The following is a 19,265-nucleotide window of genomic DNA, read 5'->3' on the forward strand; positions in this document are numbered from 1 at the left end:
CCAGTGACGTCATTCCCGCTCGGGCACCGTGCTGGAGTCCGACCCGCCGTCCCGCTCTGCGAGCAGTTCGGAGATGCGGTCCGCCACCTCGCTGCGCTCCGTCTCCAACTGACTGGCGTACGGTTCGGGCAGCGACGCCGCCAGATAACCGGCCTCGGTGACCACGTCGACGGCCGCCGCGATGTTTCCGTCGGACTCCAGTCGGCACCGAGCGGCGCGCAGACCGAACACCGCCCGGTCGGCCCGCTCCTGAGAGCCTTTTCCGGGTACCAGCTCGTCCGCGATGCTCTGGTACCGCTGCGCGGCGGAATCGAAGTCTCCCGCGAGCCAGAGCCCCCCGGCGGTCAGTTCCCAGACCTTCCGGACCAGCGGGCGGCGTCCCCACTCCTCGCGAACGCGGGAAGTGAGCCCGGCGAGTTCACTCACCGCGCCCCCGGGGCCTCCCTCCGTCAATTCCCGCTCGGCCGCCGTGCAGAGCAGCGCGATCGCGTCCGGGTCCAGCCATCCCGCCTGCTCGTCTTCCTGGGTGCTCCAGGTGGGCTCCTGCTGGGGCGACTCGTCCGGGTCCACGGCCGTCTCGGGGCACCGGAAGGGGCGTGTGGGGTCGTGCAGGATCTGTGGCAGGGGCTCGGGGTCGCCGGGCTTGGGGGTGAGCTCGACCAGGACGTCGAGGATTTCCCTCATGGTCGGGCGCTCTTCCGGCACTTTGGAGAGCCCCCGGAGTACCAGCTTGTCCAAGGCGTCCGGGATTCCCGCCGTCAGGTCGCCCGGAGGTACCGGCATGTTGCGCAGATGCTGGCGCCCCACTGATCCGTCCCGTTCATTGGCCACGAACGGGGGCCTGCCGGTGAGGAGTTCGTAGAAGACACAGCAGAACGAGTAGACGTCCCAAGCCGCGGTGGCCTCTTCGCCCTGGATCTGCTCCGGCGCCTGGTAACCCAGTGTGCCAAGGGTGGAACCCGGCTGCGTGAGGGTGGACTCGATTCCGAGCTCTTTGGCGATGCCGAAATCGATCAAGACCCCCACACCCCGCTCGGAAATCATCGCGTTGTCCGGCTTCAGATCCCGGTGGAGAACACGGAGCTCATGGGCGTGGACGAGGGCGGCGGCGATCTGCGCGGCGGCGGAGGTGGCGACGAGGGGCGCGAGCGGCGCGTACTGGTTCAGGAAGGTGCGCAGATTGATCCCCACCACGTAGGACATGACCAGGTAGGGGACACCGTGATGTGTTCCGAAGGCGTACTGCTCGGGGATGTTGGGGTGCCGCAGGCGGGCGAGGAGTTGTGCCTCGCGATAGAACCTGAGGCGCCGAAAGTGGAGTTCCTCCTCCCGGTCCCGGGCGTCGAGCTGAAGGAGATCCTCGGAGTCCAGCCGCAGAAACTTCACGGCGACCTGTCGACCGGTCGTCCGGTCGCGGGCGCGCCAGATCTGGGCCATTGCTCCCTTGCCGGCCGAATCGACCAGCTCGTAGCGCTCGCCGATCAACTCCCCCGCCCGTACGTCCTGCCAGTCCGCTTCCACTCTCTGCGCCCCTCTGTAGTAGACCCGAATGCCCCGTCTGAGGGCGCAGCGTATCGTGTATCAGATGTGGTGGTTTAACTCCAACGACTAAGTTCACAAGCTGTGTCACACTATTCGAGTGCTTCGGTGTCCCGTGTTCCTCGGTGTCACCCCGTCCGTGCCGCCCTGAGCAGGGGGAACCATGGAGAATCCGCCCGGAACCACCGGTGAGAGCTGGCTGGTCAAGGTCAGTACCATCCACGCCCGGACCGACCGCCGTGCCTGTCCGTCTCATCTGCGCACCGCGGTCCGGCCCCTGCTTGGCGCGGAGGCCCCGGATGCCGCCGGAGCGCCGCTTGTACCCCTCATGGGTGCACGGCCCAAGCTTCTGGAGGACTTCGGTGCCGGCCCCCTGTTCGCCGCGCTGGATCTATGGGAGCACGAGCGTTGGCAACCCGGGCGGATAGTCGAGGAATTGCGCCAGACATCTGGCGCGTTCCGTGGCCGCAGCGCACCCGCGCATCCCTCTCTCATCGCGTGGACCATCCAGGCGTTCGAACGGTATGTCGCCGCTCGTACGCGGGAGCAACACGCGGCGCTGGCGGCGGGGTTGCCCCCCACCGTCCCGGTACGGCTGGACTGGACCGCGCGCACCGCGCTTCGGGAGCAACCCGACGGCCGGGGCGCCCGGCAGTACGAGCACAAGACCTGGGGCCGCCAGTACGCCTCTGCGGACGGTGCGGTGAGGGATCTGTGGATCCCCTCCTTCGGCCGTGCGAAGCCCGACCGTCCGGCGGCGGAGAAGGCCGCGATCGCCTATGTCGTCGCACAGGGCCTGCCCGCCCGGAGGCGTGCCCGTCAGGCTCGCCCGCCGGAGACCTCCCTGGTGAACCCCACGCCACCGAAGCGGGTGCGGGTCTTCGACTTCGGCTGTGCGGACGGCAGTGTCACCCCCCTGCTCGACTGGGGGCCGGATACCGTGCGTGAGCGGTTCGGGCGGGATGCCGCACCTGCCTTCGTCGCCGTCGCCACCGGCACCGGAGTGCGCCCAGGCGCCAGTTGTGTCGACTGCAAGGTCATCGGGCACTGTGCCGAGCTGCCGCGCACTCCGCACCTGTGGGGGCCGTTTCGGGGCGCCGCGCCGTTCCGTGCCGGGCGCCGCTCCATCTCCGCCTGGGACCTGCGACTTCATGGAGACTGTCCCGCCCAGTACCACCTCGTGCGCCGGCTGCATCTCAACGACCTGACTCCCGAGAACCCCGGGGCGCGCCGGGGGCGGGTGGTGGACGCCGTGCTGAACGCGCGGCACGAGCGGCTTTTCGCCGGTGGCTGCCGGGAACTTCCCCAGGCGCACGAGGGCATGCTGCCCCCCGGGCACTCGCTGGAGGAACCTCTGGCCCAAGGCGCCCTGCGGATGCTGGATGAACACCGGGCGCTCTGCCCGCTGGACGGGCTGACTCAGGACGAGAAGGTGCTGCCACAGCACCAGGTCACGGCGTACATCCCCGAGCTGGACGTCGTCGTCCTCGCCGTGCCGGACCTGCTCCACACCCGGCGGGGGCGGTGGATCTGGCGGGAGACCAAGACCGCCGCGGCACCTTTGTGGGAAGGCCGCCCACTGCTGCGGTCTTTCCCTCAACTTGCATTGGCTGTACTGCTGTTCGACAAGGGTGCCGTGGGTGAAGGGGCGCGCCGCGGCCGTGTCGAGCTGGAGCATTTGCGGGAGGGTGCGGGGGAGAGCCGCCTCGAAGCCATCGATCCCAGCCGCCCCGCGACGGTGGCCGAAGCCCATGAGGTGATCGCGGATCTCGCCGAGCCTCTGCTCCGGGACACCTCGTACGAGCCTCGCACCGGTCGCCACTGTCGCACTTGCCAAGTGCGTACCTGGTGTGCCCCCGGCACCGCGTACGTCTCCGCCTCCCCGTCGGCCCCCGTCCCCGACGCCGCGCCGGGATCGGTCGAGCCGGCGTGAGTGATGACACCGGGACGATTCCGGACTGGCTGGAGAACCCCGACGTGGTCCTGCTCCGCGACGTCGCCACGGCCGTCGCGCGGCTGGACGAGGTCGGCCGGCTGGACTCCTTCACCCTTCCGTACCCGCCTGACGCTCAGCGCGCCTTGGACCGACTGGTCCTCGCCTGTCTGCGCAGCGGGGCGCAGCCGCCGACGGGGGTGCCGGAGATGATCGGCTGGTGCCGGACCCGCCCCTTGCGGAGCTGGCCCCTCGACGCGCTGCCTCTGGATCTTTTCAGGGGGGACAACAGGCTGATCGACCCGCGCTCCGGGAGGCCGACACAGCTCTGCGGCGAGCTCGAGGTCAAAGGGTTCGGTAACAGTACCGGCCGCCAGTACGCCCAGCTGGTGATCGGCGAAGCCATGAACGCCTGCCGCGCGGCGAACGTTCCCGAGTCGTACACGGCGTTCCGGCGGCTGCTGGTCACCCGGCCCGTGCTGACCGAGGCGGAGTGGCCCGACGTCAGCACGGACCTTTACCTCGAACCGGTCCAGTTCCTTGTCGACGAGGTATACGCGCCTGTGCCGACGGGCCATGGCAGGGACGGCGTCGGCCTCGCCTGCGACCGCTGCCTCACGCTGCTCGTCCCCTTGGTCGACGGCGGCTGGTGGTGCGAGCGCGAACACTGTCGCCGCCTCGGCTCTCCTCCCCTCGGCCGACGACTGCCCGCCGATGAGGTGGGGGGACTGTGGCAGCTGCGGCGCCCCCTTCGGCAGTTCGTCACCGGGCCCGGACACGCCGAGGTGGATCTGGAGAGGAAGCTGCGCCGTCTCGGCCTCGCCGTCGAGATGTGGCCCGGCTACGACGCGTACGACCTGAGGGTCACCTTTCCCGACGACCACATCTGGGCGATCGACGTGAAGGACTGGACCCATCCGGGGTTTCTGGGCCGTGCCGCCGCCACCGTAAGGCCCGAGCCGCCGTACGACGAGGCGTGCTGGGCCGTGCCGCACTTCCGGGTCCGCGAGCGCGGCGACTATCTGGAGACCTTCGCCCGGGAGCGTCCCGCACACGCGGCCGGGCTGCGCCTGCTCACCGACGCCCAAGTAGTCGAGGCCGCCCGGAAGCGCCTGCGCGGCGAGCGGGGGCCGGACGCGCGCATTGCACCGGAGTCGTACGGGAGGAAGGGGACAGATCGTGCGTGACCGCAGCGACTGGTACCAGCGGCTGGCCAAGGATCTGAGGCCCTGGCCCACGGAGTACCGCGGCATCAAACCCGCTCTGCTCTGCCAGGTCGAACTGGGCCTGCGACTGCTGGAGACGCTGGAGCCCGGACGGGCGGCGGACGGAGTCTGGGTACTTCTCGGCGGCTACCCCTTCGCCTCCGCCGCCGGACTGGTGAGAACCCCCGAAGACCAGCTCGCCCTGACGGCGGCCCGCCACCTTCTGTGGCCCATGAGACGACGGCGCCTGTGGCAACAGAGCCTGGAAAGCTACCAGCAGCTTCCCGAGGAGCTGCGCGGCTACCGGGTTCCGGCCGGTGGCGGACCCGCACGCCGGGTTGCGCACCCGGTGGCCGCTCACCGCTTCGATGTCTACGACAACGCGCTCGGACGGGTCCCGGGCTTCGCAACGAATCCGCTTCCGTACGCCGGGGAGGGAGCACATCGATTCAAGGAGCAGCGCCGCTATTCGTCCGTCACCATCTCCCCGGAGTTCGTGTTCGATCCTCCGCCGGGGCACGACCTCGTCGCTCCCCGCCCCGGCCCCGGCGGCCCCATCGAGGTTCCCCTTGCCGAACTCGAAGACACCGCGAGGTGGATGGAGGCGCGGGAGCTCCAGCTCGGGAGGCCGTCCGGCCAATGGTGTGAGCGGCTGGCCAGCCTCGAACTGGACATCCGTACGGCGGACGGAACGGACTTCGAGAAGGCAGAGGCGCTCACTTTGGAGGGGCTGACGCACCTGGTGGGCATGGTCGGCGCCGGGAAGTCGACCCTCATGATCCTTCTCGCGGTCTGGGGACACCAGCGGAATCTGCGCACCACCTTGCTGGTCGGCGATGTCGCCGAGCAGCTCAGCCAGACCCAGCTTCTCCAGGGGCTCGGTCTGCGGGCGGCGCTCGTCCAGGGCGCCACCACCCGGCCCAAGCACACTCAGCGCCTGCATCGGAGGCTCGCAGCACGCGGCAAGCGCTCGCTGCTGGACCACACCGACCCGGCCTTCGCCCACTTGAGCACGGCCTGTCCGCTCGACGCGCTGCGCGCCCTGGAGGCCGACGCGCCACTGCGCCTCGCCGACGCGCCCTGCGGCTCCTTGTATCCGGTGGATCGTCGGGCGGACGAACCCGACCAGGAGGAGGACGCGCAGTCGCACGCTGCCCGTGTCACCCGGGAACTTCGGCACGCCCGGGGCGTGAGCCCGGTCGGCGCAGCCGGCGCCGGACCCGGCGATGCCGAGGACACGGAGGACCTGGGGAAGCCGCACGCCTGCTCGCTGTGGAGCGTCTGCCCCCGTCATTCCTCCTCGCGAGACCTCGTGGACGCGCTCATCTGGGTCGCCAACCCGGCGAGCTTGGTCCAGACTTCCGTGCCGCGGCAGCTCAACGCCGAGCGCCTGCGGTATCTGGAACTCGCGTGCCTGCGCAGCGACATCATCGTCGTGGACGAAGCCGACCGCGTTCAGATGCAGCTCGATCAAATGTTCGCCCCCACTGCCACGCTGGTCACCACAGGCCCTGAATCGTGGCTCGACCGGCTCCAGACCCATGAGATCGCCGAACTCTCCCGGCAGGGCCGGCTGCAACTCTCCGATCAGGATGTCGAACGTTGGTCGGCCGCCCTGGATGTCGTCGGCTCCGCCGCCGATCGGCTCTACGCCATGCTCATCGACACCCCGGCCCTGCGGAAGTGGGCCCAGATCGACTACTTCAGCCCATGGACTCTTCAGGAACGTCTGCTCAACGCCTGGTATCCGCCGCCCCAGCGGGCCGTCGAGGACGACGACACAGTGGACGAGGCCGCACTCTACGACGACGAGGAGGCGCTGCACCGCCCGTCCGAGGCCACACCTGTGGTGGAGGACACCCCCTGGGCCGCCTGCCGGGACCGGCTCACCAAGGTCTTCGACGTCTTCCGCGACGACCCACTCGGTGACCGTGGGCCGCACGGTACCTTCGCCGACGACCTGGCGAGGCTGGCCCACGACGTCCTGCACACGCTTCAGGAGAAGCGAACGCGCGGGCGCGTACGAGCCCAGCTCGACGCCCTTCTCGACGGTGCGCCCAGGCCCTTCGAGCGACCGCCGCTTCCCGGCGAGGTACCACAGGACGAATCCGAGTTCACGGAGGAGTGGCTCGAACTTCAGGCGGAGAGACTGGAATTCACTCTGGTACTTGCGGCCCTGCACCAGCGACTCGACCGGGTGACCTTCCTTTGGCCCCAGGTCGAGGCAGCCCTGCGGCTCGACCCCGGAGAACACGAGCTGACCAGGCGCCCGCCCCTGGACTACGCACCCCTGCTGCCAGAGTCCCCCATGGGCAATGTGCTCGGCTTCCAGTTTCTGCTCGACGAGCGCGACAGCCGGGACGGACGGCGCACGGGGACCCTCCGCTTCTTCCGGTGCGCCGGGGTGGGCCGCGAGCTCCTTCTCTCCCTGCCCCGGCTGGGCGCGGACGCCGACCGGGATACGACGGGCCCTAACGTCCTGCTCATGTCCGGGACCAGCTGGGCGGGAACCTCCACCCGGGCCCACGTGGTCGCACCCGTCCAGGCGGTGCTCAAACCGCAGCCGGAGGCACTGTGCTCGATCGGCGAGTCCCTGTTCCGCACCGAATTCATGTACGACGACGCCGGGCAGCCCATCCGTATCTCCGGGCAGGACCAAGGGGAGGAGCGAGAGGGGGCCCTGCGCTTGCTCGTGGAGAAGCTGGCACGCCCCCCTCGGGACCGCACCCGTAGTCCCCTCCAACGAGAACTGGCACAGATTCCCGATCTGCGTCGTCGACGAGCCCTTCTGCTCGTGGGCAGCTATCGGGAGGCCACGCTGGTGGCCGCGACGCTCTCGGAGATGTCCGCCTGGCGGGAACGCGTCCGGGTGCTCGCCGCGGACGACGCCGCGCTGGAGGCCTCCCTCGCCGCGGAGGCGAGCTCCGCGGGAGCGGCGTCGGCGCCCGTCGTGCGCCGGGGCGATCTGGCCGAGTTCGCGGCCGACAGGAGTGCCCAGATCCTGGTCGCGCCCCTGCTCGCGGTCGAACGCGGACACAACATCCTCACCCCTTTCCGGAGCCCCGGAGAGGAGCGGGTGGCCGCGTTCGGCACGGTGTTGTTCCTCGTTCGCCCCCACCCCCGCCCGGACGACCTCTTCCTCTCCGTCTTCGCCGTCAACGACTGGGCGGCGCGGTTCGTCCGCGACCAACCCGGGCTGGCCGAGGGCACCTTCGCCGGACTGGTCGGTGACGGGGCGGACCTGGACGGAGCGGGCAGCGCCTTCCGTACGGCCGCGCGGGGTGTGTGGCGCCGCCTGCTCTCCCGCTCCTACATGTACTCCAGGCTGTCCGCCGCGGAGAAGGAGTCGTTCGCCTGGGATCAGCTGGTCACGATCTGGCAGGTGATCGGCCGCCTGGTCCGCGGCGGGGTTCCCGCCAGAGTCGTCTTCGTCGACGCCGCGTTCGCCCCTCGGCTCGCGGCGGCCGGTGGCCGCGCGACCGACCAGCGCCGACCGCGCTGGCAGAACGATCCCGGCCTGCTGGTCCGCCTGCGCGACGTGCTGGCCCCCTACTTCGCCGAAGACCCCGGAGCATGCGCCGACCCCGCCGATCCATCCCTGGTCAGGCTGCTCTACCGGCCGCTCTACAACGCGCTGTGCGAGATCGACACCTCGCCGCCCGGAGACCGCTGACCCACGTCGGACAGACACCGGCCCCCAACAAGCAGCCCCCGAGGGAGTATCGCCGTGTACCGAGAGATCCGCCGATCCGCCTACCACCTCGCCGACCCCGCCGCGCCGTGGACCCAGGACTACCGAGCCCTGCGCTTCCCCGAACACTGGCAGAGCCCACTTCTGGCGCTCCACAACCATGGTCGCCCCGAGGCCGAGTGGCAGCGGACCCTGCCCACCAAGAGTCTGGACACAGCGCTGCAGACACTCGCTCCCGAAGTGATCGTCCGGCCGCGGGCCCGGCCTCCCGTCGGTGAGGGACCGCTGCCACCCGAGGACTTCTGGATGTACGTGCCAGAGGACGCGCCCGACCCTCTCCCCGGCCGGGCGGGTGGTCAGGTATTCAACGCCTGGCTGCGCATGCTGATGCCCCGGCGAACCGAGCCCACCCCGGAACTGCGTGCCCTCCTGCTGCGATGTGGCGACGAGCTGGCGGGTGCCCCGTTGAACTGGGAGAGCGTGCCGGGGGTGGACCTTCTCGGCGCGCACCCCACCGACGGCGGGACGGCCGCACCGGAGCCCCGGCAGTTCCAACTCGCCGCCGACGCGCTCGCCCGCTGCGTCCGAGGCCTCGACCCCTATCCCTTCGAGGGGGGTGAACTGCGCTTCCAGGCGCTGCCCCGAGGCGCGCGGGACCAAGGCGCGGAGCTCATGTCGCAACCTCTGTGCCGCACTATCAAACGTAAGGAGTGGTGGTTTTCGATCACGCTCAACATCTCGCTCCACACCACCCCCTTCGACCCGCGGCCGCGGCTGCATCTGCACTGGGGGGTACGTCGCTGGGCCACCCACACGAGGTCCGACACCGGACGGCTGCCGCTGCCGTACATGCAGTCCACCACGGTGTATCTGCGTCCCAAGATCCCCTGGCTGCCGGGGGTGCCCGCGACCCAACGCGGTGCACTGGCCCGGCTGCGGCGCGACCGCGCCTCCAACGGATTCACCTGGGTCGAGAACGACCCGGCCGGCATCCTGCACCGGCTCAGCGTCGTCGGACAGTTCCCCGCTCCCGACCACCTGCTCGCGAGTCCGGAAGACTGGATCGGCGACGGCCCTGGCGTCCGGGCCGCCGTCGTTCACAGCAACCACATGGGCGCGCACGAGGTCGGCCCGGGACTCATGCCCCATCAGAGGTCCCAGCTCACCGCTTGGGCGGAGACGGCGCTGCCGCCGGGCGTGGTCCGGCTGCCCGATCTGGTGCGCGGACGCGGAAAGGGGATCGGAGCCCCGGCCAATCGGCGTGCCAAGCCGTTGGGCGAGTCGGCGAAGAAGGCCGAGGAATCGCGCGCGGCGCTGGCACGGCGCCGCGCCATCGCGGTGCTCGCTGACCGTGCCGGGCTCACGTCCGATCCGGAAGCCGAGCAGACGTATGTGACGGCCCGGCTGCTCTGGCGTACCGCGGAGCTACGCCGCCACGCGGTCCGGGAGTTCGCCAGGACGCTGGGCCTCGACGGCGACGGCGGAGCGCACGACCTGTCGGAACAGGCCTTCGACGACGCCCGTCCAGGCCGGCCCGTGATGCTCGAATGGCGGAGCCCGGAACTCGTGGTGCGGCTGCGCTGCCTGCCGCTCACCGACGGGCTCGCGGACGGGCTCGTTCTCGACCCGGCCATCGGACGCCGGGGAGAACGGGCAGCTCGTGCTCTGACCGTTCGCCGCCGGGAGCTGAGCGGCTGGCTGCGCGCGGACGGTGCCGATCCGAGCCGTCCCGGCCTCGCCCTGGTCGAGATCGGCCACAGGACGACCTTCCGCGAGGCGGACACCGACCCCAAGTTCGCCCAGCGCCTCGGGTGCGCCGACGCGGGAGTGTTGACCCAGTTCGTCGTCACGCCCTCCGGAGAACGGCGGATCGCCAACGCGGACACCGTCGAACACCGGGCTCACCAGGCCTGGCTGGATGGCTTCCGCCAGCTCGGCGTACGTGTCCTGCCGGAACACACTCTGGGCGGCGACCTGCCGGACGGTCTTCAGTACGCCGCCCTCTGGATGGTCAAGCGGCGTAAGGACGGACCTACCCGGCTGCCGAGGCATCTGCCGGTCGCCGTGCTCGTCACTCCGCTCGCCGAGGGCGGTGGACTCTGCGTCGTCCGTGGATGGGACGACGACACCCGCACCTGGATCCCCTATCCGCATCTCCTGCTCGGGCTCGTGAAGAAGGCCGAGATCGACCCGTCCGCTCCGGACGAGCCTGGCGCCGACGGCGCGCCGCGTATCACCGCGACGGTACGGCGGACCAATTTGTCAGAGCAGCGCAAGGACACCGCGCGCTTCCTCCAGCGCATGCTGCACTCGCTCCGCCATCAGCCGACCGTTCTCATCACCCATGCGCAGAACAGCAGGTCGCACTGGCCTTGGCTGCAGGACGGGCAGATCGAACCCGACGCGATCAGGGTCGGTCACGCTCCACCGGGAGGCATCGATGACGAACTCCGCCTGGTCCGGGTGCGCGGGCGAGCAGGCCATGAGACGGCTCAGTGGTGGGGCCTGGCGGAGCCGGGCAAGGCCCATGGCCAGCCGGCGGGATTCTGGACGGTACCCCCAAGGGGCGGGGAACGCGGTGACATCGCTGCGCGGGTGTTCTACAGCAGCACGGAACGTCCCGGAACGTTCGCGGTCTCACCGGCACTCGACAGGCTTGCCGCCCGGGTCAACGCCGCGGGAAAGCTCACCTCCCAGGCGGGCACCGGAGCTTGGAATCCGACGCTGGTCGAGATTGCCGTGCTCGGCTGCCATGCGGAGCGTGACATGGAGCCGCCGTCATCTTCCGCACCCGACGAACCCGAGGCCATCGCTCTCGCGACGCACCAACTGCGCATGGCTCCCGATTATCCGGTAGCACTCTCTCTTCCGCTTCCCCTGCACCTCGCCGGACTGGCTCAGGCGTACGTCCTTCCCACCGTCGCGGCGGACGAACAGGGAGCGGAGGCGACCGACGGGGAGATCGCGCCGGAGCGTTCCGACGAGGGGATCGAGAGCCTTCCCGACGGCCGAGAGCCGACCCTGGATGCCGCCGGTGTGCCGATTCCTGTGCCGCGTCGCGAGACGGCGGACCGGTCGACTCACCTCTGATTCGGGGGATTCGGACGGATTCGGGGGGAGGACCGCAGGACGGCCGCCGCCCGGGTGAGCGGCGGCCGTCCTGCGGCATCGGCCGGAGGCGGGCCGAGGCTCTCTCACCAGGGTTCGCCTCCGGCGGTGTTGCTCAAGCCTGCATCCGGCCCGGTCACGGCTCCAGGCAGGCCTGTTCTACTCGAATTCGGAGAACAGCGCCGATTCGCGGGCGATTTCAGCTGCTGGACGGACGGGCTTCCATACGCGGCCATGCCACGTGGCGGAGGCCGCGCCGGAGGTCGGGCGGGCGTCGTGCCGCCGGGTGGAGTTCGTCCCGTTGACGCATCGCCTCGGGGCGGGCCGGCTGGTACGGCGTTCGATGTGGTTTCGGGGCATGAGCTTCTCCTAGCATTGAGTTCCTTGTTCGACCACCGGGTCGGATTCCATCACAATCGAAGAATCATTCGATGTGATCGAATAAATGATCCAGCGGCCCCCGTCTCATCGGACTGGTCGGATCGGGGTGCTTGAAGATTGCCAGGTCGATCTCGTCGCGCCAAGTGACAAGCGTTAGGCGAGCGTTAAATGGCGCTCTACGGGATGTGCCATGCTTCTCCTCCGATGCTTGCGGATCCACCGTGAGCGGGAAGAAGGTGAGGCGCGATGGAGCTCCGGTTACTGGGTCCGGTCACAGTCCTCAGGGCGGGCCGGGTCGTCGGGATGAGGTCGCGAAAGGCCATGGAGCTGCTGGTTGTTCTCCTTGCCTCGCCCGGCCTTCGTGCGTCCCACGACGAGATCATGCGTTACCTGTGGCCCCGGGAGCCGTTGAGCCCGAATCGAATTCGGCAGACTTTTCATCAGCTTCGGAAGTCTGTGCCGGAAATTTGCCCCGAGAGTAATGAAAGAGGGTTTTGTGGAATTCATGTAAAATCGGAAGAGGCTGATTACTTGCGCTTCCGTGGATTATTGCGGACAGCGGATTCTGCATGCGACTCCTCGGTTCGGCTCGATTCACTTCGAAAGGCGACAGGGGAGTGGCGCGGGATTCTCTTCGATGGGATGCAAGGGGTTGCTTTCGATCGGAGACGGCATGAACTGATGGGGGAGCTCCGGGAGGCCACGACGGCCTGTGTCCAGATGGAACTGGAGTGCGCTCAGCTGCGGGCCGCCCTCGACCGGGTCGACTCTGCCCTGGTGCACTGGCCGACGAGTGAGGCATTGCTCGAACTCAAGGTGCGCGCACTGCGTACGCTCGGCAGGGAAGTCGAGATTCCGCCGCTTTTGACAGAGTGGGAGCGGGAATGTGGCCGCTCCACCGCACACCTGCTGCTCGCGGGCGCGACAGGTGAGTACGGCCAGGGGACTGCAGTCTCCCTCCGCGGCATGACCCCGCCGAGGCCCCGTCAGCTTCCGCTCGAGTCGGTCTCGCTGGTGGGGCGCCGCCGGCAGCGCGACCGGATGACCGAGGTTCTTCTGGGGCGAACCCCGGAGCGGTCCCGGCTGGTCGCCCTGTCGGGACTGCCCGGCGTCGGGAAGTCCGCGCTCGCTGTCGAGGTCGCGGTGGCGCTCGACCAGTACTTCGCCGACGGCATCCTGCACGTTGATCTCGGAGGGGTTGCTCCTGAGGGCCTTCTGGGCCATGAGCACGTCATCGCTCGGCTTTTGAACGATCTCGGCGTGCGCCCGGCCACGCCGACGCTGGACGGCATGCTGTCCGCGTACCGCACCGCGCTCGCGGACCGTTCGGTCCTCCTGATCCTGGACAACGCGCGGGACGAGGCGCACGTCCGCCGGCTGCTTCCCCCGGCCGGGGCCAGCGCGACGATCGTCACCGGCCGCCGCCACCTGGACGGGCTGGAGATCCGGGAGCGCGCCGAACTCATCCCTCTCGAACCACTGAATCGTGGAGACGCCGCCGCACTTCTTGGCAAGCGGCTCGGCGAGGACCGCATGCGCACAGCCGCTCCCTTCGTGCCCGACATCGTGGAGCATTGTTCCGGGCTTCCGCTGGCGCTCGGAATCATGGCCGCGCGCATCAAACGGCGTCCGTGGGCATTGCCGGACATTGTGCGCGAACTGCGGGTGGAAAGCACTCGGCTGCGCTCACTCGACCTGGGCTCCGAGGGTCTGAGCGTACGTCTGTCGCTCGACGCTTCCCGCCGGCAGCTCTCTGTGCCAGCGGCAAGACTGCTCGAACGGCTGGCGATCCATCCGGGGCCGACGATCAGTTGGGCGGCACTGCGGGCGATCGAGCCCGAGGACGGTCCTCATGTCAGTAATGCGGTCGATGAGCTTCTGGGGATGGGCCTGGCGCTCGAACCGTCGATCGAGCGGTACGCCCTGCATGATCTGGTCCGGGTCTACGCCGAGGCGCTGACCCGCGAGTGGGCCGAAGCCGAGCGTATTCGCGTAGTGAAGCGAGTGCTGCATTACCTGCTGCATCAGGCTTGGGCCTGCGACCGGCGGCTGGAGCCCGGGCGGCGGTTGCCGATCGGCCAGCCCGGCACACTTGTGGTCATGGACCCGGCCGATGCGACGGCGGCGATGAGGTGGTTCGAGGCGGAGTACTCCACGCTGACCGCCGCCGTCGGACTGGCCCAGCGGCACGGACTCGACCGCTACACATGGTTGTTGTCGATGACCCTGGTCACCTTCCAGTGGCGGTCCGATCGTCATCTGGACGCGCTCGCCGGTCTTCGACGTGCTCTCTCTGCGGCGACACGGGAGTCCGGCCCGGCCGACGTGGCCATGGTGCGCCGGATGCTCGCCGGGACCCACCGAGCCCTGGGCAACGTCAAGGCTGCCGTGCGGGAGCTGAACGGCGCGGTGAGGATCAGTGACGACGACGGAGACACGCTGGGAGCCGCCCTGGGTCGCCATACCCTCGGAGTACTGCTTCAGGAGAGCGGTGCCCCCGGGGAGGCGCTGGATCACTTCGGTGAGGCCCTGCCCGCCTTCGAAGAACTCCAGGACGCCCTTGGGCAGGCGGCTGTCCTGAGCGGCATCGGGAGCGCGCGATACGACCTCGGGCAGTACGAGGAGGCGGCCGAGTGCTGCTTGCGGGCCCTGTCCCTGCTGACGGACACGGACGATGTCAACGGGCAGGCGCACGCGCACTTCAGTCTGGGCCGCATCCGGATGGCTCGGGAAGATCCCGAAGCCGCTGTCGTCGAGTTGGTGCGTGCCCGCGTGCTGTACCGGTCGCTGGCCTATGGCAGCAGGGAGGCCCGGACGCTGGTGTGGCTCGCGAAGGCGCTCAAGGCTACGGGAAGGACGGCCGAGTCGGCTGACGCGATGGGGCAGGCCGCAGCTTTACTGAGAAGGGCGGGGGAGGGGGACCTCGACACGGCCCTAGACCGGCTTGCCCGCCTTCCGTGAAAGGTTTGATTGGCATCCGTTATCCGATATTCGGCGAAGGCTCCGCCTTCATTCGCCCGGCCCCACCCCGGCCGTACTGCCTTCTGGCGTTAGTGCCGTCAGCTCTTCGAACTGGATGTTCGCCCCCATTCGCAGCCGGAGGCCGCAGGACAACCTCCCGCGATTCGCCCATGTACCCGGTCAGAGATATCGAGGACGACGAGACGGAGTGCAGCCCGAGGTCGGTGAGCGGGAAAGCTGGCTCACACTCATCGCTCAAGTCATTGCCTTGTGCGACTTCGCTGTGGTGATGCTGGCCCTCTGGTTCGGGGGGTACGGCAGACGTCCGTGACGCCTATTTGACGCTCCAGCCCGGGACGATACCCGTGCAGTGGGCGGGAGCCTGTCTGGCCCGCCCTTTCTTTGATGGCTTGGAGTCGCACGTGTTTCCGATGGCGCATCACGTGGAGTGCGTCGCCATCCTGGGACCGGCCGTGAAGGGCTCCTGACCTGTGGTTTTGTCTTTGCGCATTATGTGTGGTGTGGGCGTTACAGGCGATATCTTGACGCTGAGGTGGCGCCCGTACCGATGGAGTGTCAGGCGTGTTGCGTTGCTGGCCGGTTGGCTTGATGGGGAAGTCCGCGAGGCAGGGCTGCCGGAGATTTCTGTGTCGAAACAGGCAGGGCGCCTAGCAGGTTCTTCGTCTGCTGGTGGTACAGCAGCTGCGTCCACATTCACCAGGCGAAACGGTAGTTGGCGCAGCCTTCGGGCGGGAGCTGGTCCGGACATGGTCCGGATCTTGCTCTGGAGGTATCGACTCGGTTCATGCTGCGACTGCAATGCGGGCGATTGAGAGCGAGCGGGACTTGACGGCGCAGATGGTTGCTTGCCCGGACGCTGATTATCTGAGACCGAGGGTGTCGGGTGAACCCGTAGGCTGGTCCAAGATCGTGCGGAGGCGGAGGTCGTGCCCCTGCGTCAGCCCAGCCGCAGCAGGCTCGAACCCCGGCACGGCGGGACGGCGCAGCACCCGAGAAGAAGGCCCGCACGTCCGAACTCGTGGCTCGGCAGACGCTTGTGACGATCTCGGTCGGGACTCAACGCGGTGACTTCCTGCTGCGCCCCGCTCTGTGGATTCGGTCCGCGATCATCGACCCGTCGTCGTGCCTGCCCGTAGTGAGTACTCCCACTTCCTGCCCCGCGCGGGTGCACGAGGCAGCGCCGCCATCGACCCGATTTTCGCGTTGCCGTGGCCGGTCGGTGGGGCCTGTGGAGCGTGGCTCGTAGCCCACCGCGGGCCCAAAGCCCCAGAGTCCCAGAGATGCCGCCGCACCCCTCCTTGACCCGCTGAGCCGCAGGTCAGGCTGGGTGCGGCGGCATCCTCATGTCAAATGTCGCGGAAGATCTCGATCTGTGCGCCCACCGAGTTGAGGCGCTCCGCCAGCTCCTCGTAACCCCGGTTGATGACGTAGACGTTGCGCAGTACCGACGTGCCCTCGGCCGCCATCATGGCGAGCAGGACCACCACGGCGGGGCGCAGGGCGGGTGGGCACATCATTTCGGCGGCGCGCCAGCGGGTCGGGCCCTCGACCAGGACCCGGTGCGGGTCCAGGAGTTGCAGCCTGCCGCCGAGGCGGTTCAGGTCGGTGAGGTAGATGGCCCGGTTGTCGTAGACCCAGTCGTGGATGAGGGTCTGGCCATGGGCCGAGGCGGCGATCGCCGCGAAGAAGGGCACGTTGTCGATGTTGAGCCCGGGGAACGGCATGGGGTGGATCTTGTCGATCGGCGCCTCCAGTTTGGAGGGCCGGACCGTGAGGTCGACCAGCCGGGTGCGGCCGTTGTCGGCGGCGTACTCCGTCGTGCGGTCGCAGTCGACGCCCATTTCCTCCAGTACCGCGAGTTCGATCTCCAGGAACTCGATCGGCACCCGGCGTATCGTCAGCTCGGACTCCGTCACCACGGCGGCGGCGAGGAGGCTCATCGCCTCGACCGGGTCCTCGGACGGGGAGTAGTCGACGTCCACGTCTATGTGCGGAACTCCCCGCACGGTCAGGGTGGTTGTGCCGATGCCGTCCACCCGTATGCCCAGGGCCTCCAGGAAGAAGCAGAGGTCCTGGACCATGTAGTTGGACGAGGCGTTGCGGATGACGGTGGTGCCGTCGTGCCGGGCGGCGGCCAGCAGGGCGTTCTCGGTGACGGTGTCGCCGCGCTCGGTCAGCACGATGGGGCGGCCGGGGGTGACCGAGTGGTCGACCTGGGCGTGGTAGATCCCCTCGGTCGCGGCGATCTCCAGACCGAACCGGCGCAGCGCGATCATGTGCGGCTCGATGGTGCGGGTACCGAGGTCGCAGCCGCCCGCGTAGGGGAGCTTGAACCGGTCCATGCGGTGCAGCAGCGGACCGAGGAACATGATGATGGAACGGGTCCGGCGGGCGGCGTCCGCGTCGATGGCGTCCATGTCGAGCCGGGCGGGCGGGACGATCTCCAGATCGGTTCCCTCGTTGATCCACCGGGTCCGCACGCCGATGGAGTTCAGCACCTCCAGGAGGCGGTAGACCTCTTCGATCCGGGCCACGCGGCGCAGCACGGTACGGCCCTTGTTGAGCAACGAGGCGCAGAGCAGGGCCACGCACGCGTTCTTGCTCGTCTTGACGTCGATGGAGCCCGAGAGCCGGCGCCCGCCGACCACCCGCAGGTGCATGGGCCCGGCGTAGCCGAGCGACACGATCTCGCTGTCGAGTGCCTCACCGATGCGCGCGATCATCTCAAGGCTGATGTTCTGGTTGCCGCGCTCGATGCGGTTCACGGCGCTCTGGCTGGTGGCGAGCGCCTCGGCGAGCTGACTCTGTGTCCAGCCCCGGTGCTGACGGGCGTCACGTATGAGCTTGCCGATGCGTACGAGGTAATCGTCTGACATGGCGAAAGGTTATCTCAGATATGAGATGAGGCGTGCGCCGGGGTGTGGTGTTCGGGTGACGCCCGCTGACGCCCGCGCGTGTCGGCACGGCAGTTGCAGGCCGGGGCCGGTAAGGCGCACGCATGTCCGGTGCGCGCCATGCGATCCATGGTCCGCCCGGACCGCCGCGTCCGCGCGCGCTGCGCGTCCGTACGGGGGAGGGGCCCGGCGGGACCGGCCGGGGACGCGGCGGAGGCCGGGGCGCCGCGCCCGGGAGACCGCTCCCTGAGCCCGGCGCCCCGGCCTCCGTCGTACGGGGCCTCAGTCCGGCGCCCCGGCCTCCGTCGTACGCGGGCCTCAGCCCTCGAATCCGCCGCTGCGCAGGATGTCGTCGATACGGGCGCGATGGGCCGCCTCCCACGTGTCGAGCGATTCGGCGGCCTCCTTGGCCGCCTTCGCCCGTGCGTCGAGGAGCACCTGCTCGTGACCGGCGCGGGGCACGACCACGATGCCCTCCTCGTCCGCCACCACGATGTCACCGGCGTCCACATCCACCCCGCCGCACCGCACGCGCCGGTTGAGCGGCCCGACGGCCTTCTTCGTTCCCGGGATCGGAATGACGCCCCTGGCGAAGACGGGGAATCCGATCTCGCGCACCTCCGCGAGGTCGCGGATCACCCCGTCGGCCACGAACGCCGCGATGCCCCGGCGCTGGGCGACGGCGCAGACGTTGCCACCGGCGAGCGCGTAGTCCACGTCACCGGACTCGACGACGATGACGGAGCCGGGCTCCGCGCGGTGGATGGCCGCGTGGAGCATGAGGTTGTCGCCCGGGGGACACCGCACGGTGAACGCCGGGCCGGCCACGCGCGGGACCGAGGGCCACAGGGGCCGGATGCCGATGTCCATGACCTGCCCGCGCCCGAGGAGATCGGCGAGGGTGGTCGGGGAGATCTGCTCGAAGTCGTTGCTGTCGTTCATGTTCCTCCGTCGTCCGGGTGCGCGCGTCAGGTGTCGTACTGGCCGTCCCAGGGGGCGTGGAAGCCGAGGAGGTCGGGGTGGAGCTCGGCCCGGTCCTGCTCCTCCTCGCTCCCGGCCCCGTCTCCGCCGTGCTCCTCGACGACCAGCCCGAAGAGCACACCGTCGACCGTCAGCCGGAAGGGCCGGATCGCGATGTCCCCGTACACGCGGCCGGGAAGGCCGTCGAGCAGTTCGGTCATTCGTGACCGTGCCCGCGCCGTCACGGAGTTCTCGCCCCGCGGGCTCCGTTGCTGCTCGGCGTACGTCCCGGCGCACCGGATGTCCGAGCCGACGTGCCGGCCCTCGTGGTCGAACCGGTGGAGGACGGTGTACAGGCGCTTCTGCTCCTCCCAGCCGTCGCCGATCACGAAGCCCTCCGGGAAGGCGTAGGTGACCGAGGCCAGGAACTGACCGTCCGAATACCGCCCGATGGTGTCGGTCCGGTAGTCCGGTTCATGGGCGATGGGGATGATCGCGGGGACTGCCATGCCGAAACCATAGAGACGGCCTCTGACATCGGGGCGCCCGGGGCGGCGGATCCGGCCACCGCG

At 69.2% G+C, this 19,265-nt stretch carries 9 protein-coding genes; 5 read left to right on the forward strand and 4 right to left on the reverse strand.

Annotated elements, in window-relative coordinates:
- Positions 1–9 precede the first annotated feature (9 nt).
- Positions 10–1,521, reverse strand: a complete 1,512-nt coding sequence (locus tag ACFVFH_RS16965; protein ID WP_383768737.1) for a serine/threonine-protein kinase — start codon at positions 1,519–1,521, stop codon at positions 10–12.
- A 181-nt stretch (positions 1,522–1,702) separates the two neighbouring features.
- Between ACFVFH_RS16965 and ACFVFH_RS16970 the strand changes: the two genes are divergently transcribed.
- The 5 genes from ACFVFH_RS16970 to ACFVFH_RS16990 all read left to right on the forward strand — a co-directional run bounded on the left by ACFVFH_RS16970 (position 1,703) and on the right by ACFVFH_RS16990 (position 14,818).
- Complete coding sequence (locus tag ACFVFH_RS16970) at positions 1,703–3,472, forward strand: PD-(D/E)XK nuclease family protein (RefSeq protein WP_383768740.1); 1,770 nt, start codon at positions 1,703–1,705, stop codon at positions 3,470–3,472.
- Positions 3,469–4,659 (forward strand): hypothetical protein, encoded by a 1,191-nt coding sequence (locus tag ACFVFH_RS16975; protein ID WP_383768743.1) that lies wholly within the window; start codon positions 3,469–3,471, stop codon positions 4,657–4,659. The genes ACFVFH_RS16970 and ACFVFH_RS16975 overlap by 4 nt, the downstream gene beginning before the upstream one ends.
- A complete protein-coding gene (locus ACFVFH_RS16980) occupies positions 4,652–8,350 on the forward strand; it encodes a hypothetical protein (protein ID WP_383768746.1) in 3,699 nt (1,232 codons plus the stop codon). The genes ACFVFH_RS16975 and ACFVFH_RS16980 overlap by 8 nt, the downstream gene beginning before the upstream one ends.
- Positions 8,351–8,404: 54 nt before the next feature.
- Positions 8,405–11,458, forward strand: a complete 3,054-nt coding sequence (locus tag ACFVFH_RS16985; protein WP_383768748.1) for a pPIWI_RE module domain-containing protein — start codon at positions 8,405–8,407, stop codon at positions 11,456–11,458.
- Between the two features lie 720 nt (positions 11,459–12,178).
- Positions 12,179–14,818 carry a BTAD domain-containing putative transcriptional regulator gene (locus ACFVFH_RS16990; RefSeq protein ID WP_383768751.1) on the forward strand — a complete coding sequence of 880 codons (2,640 nt, stop codon included), beginning with the start codon at positions 12,179–12,181 and terminating at the stop codon, positions 14,816–14,818.
- Positions 14,819–16,185: 1,367 nt separating this feature from the next.
- On the opposite strand, the gene ACFVFH_RS16995 is transcribed toward ACFVFH_RS16990, so the two are convergent.
- The 3 genes from ACFVFH_RS16995 to ACFVFH_RS17005 all read right to left on the reverse strand — a co-directional run bounded on the left by ACFVFH_RS16995 (position 16,186) and on the right by ACFVFH_RS17005 (position 19,202).
- Positions 16,186–17,715, reverse strand: coding sequence for a helix-turn-helix domain-containing protein (locus ACFVFH_RS16995; protein ID WP_383768753.1), 1,530 nt, complete (start codon positions 17,713–17,715; stop codon positions 16,186–16,188).
- 336 nt (positions 17,716–18,051) lie between these two features.
- Positions 18,052–18,675: an RraA family protein gene (locus ACFVFH_RS17000; RefSeq protein ID WP_383768756.1), complete on the reverse strand. Its 624-nt coding sequence runs from the start codon at positions 18,673–18,675 to the stop codon at positions 18,052–18,054.
- A gap of 26 nt (positions 18,676–18,701) precedes the next feature.
- The gene (locus tag ACFVFH_RS17005) at positions 18,702–19,202 is read right to left on the reverse strand and encodes a hypothetical protein (protein WP_383768758.1); all 501 of its coding nucleotides are present in this window, start codon (positions 19,200–19,202) and stop codon (positions 18,702–18,704) included.
- Between the last annotated feature and the right edge of the window lie 63 nt (positions 19,203–19,265).

The sequence above is a fragment of the Streptomyces sp. NPDC057697 genome (genome assembly GCF_042799335.1).
Classification (GTDB): Bacteria; Actinomycetota; Actinomycetes; order Streptomycetales; family Streptomycetaceae; genus Streptomyces.